This window comes from Vibrio sp. 10N.261.55.C5 (genome assembly GCF_041470505.1).
Taxonomy (GTDB): Bacteria; Pseudomonadota; Gammaproteobacteria; order Enterobacterales; family Vibrionaceae; genus Vibrio; species Vibrio crassostreae_C.
In genome coordinates this window covers 1-289 of sequence record NZ_JBFRMS010000140.1, presented here as the reverse complement: position 1 = coordinate 289, position 289 = coordinate 1, and the positions used below count along the sequence as shown (strand labels likewise).

The 289-nt window shown below is 47.1% G+C and carries 1 protein-coding gene; it reads left to right on the top strand.

The window, feature by feature from the left end; translation table 11 throughout:
- Positions 1 to 289, top strand: a 289-nt coding sequence (locus tag AB4263_RS24350) for a transposase (protein WP_372099048.1), incomplete at both ends; no start/stop codon positions are given.

Below are 289 nucleotides of genomic sequence, written 5' to 3'. Positions count from 1 at the left end.
AAACTCTACGGGATAGAATCACGCTTAAAAGGTGCGCCTGCCGAAGAGCGAAAAGCAGAGCGTCAAGCGCTTGCCAAGCCGATACTGGATGAGCTTTACCAATGGATGACAACCCAGAAGGTGATAGGCTCTAGCCCACTAGGCAAAGCGATAAAATATACGCTTGGGCAGTGGTCAAAGCTTATTCGTTATATCGACGATGGTCACTTATCTATTGATAATAATCGCGCTGAACGCGCAATTAAACCACTGGTCATTGGCAGGAAGAACTGGCTGTTCTCTAACACAC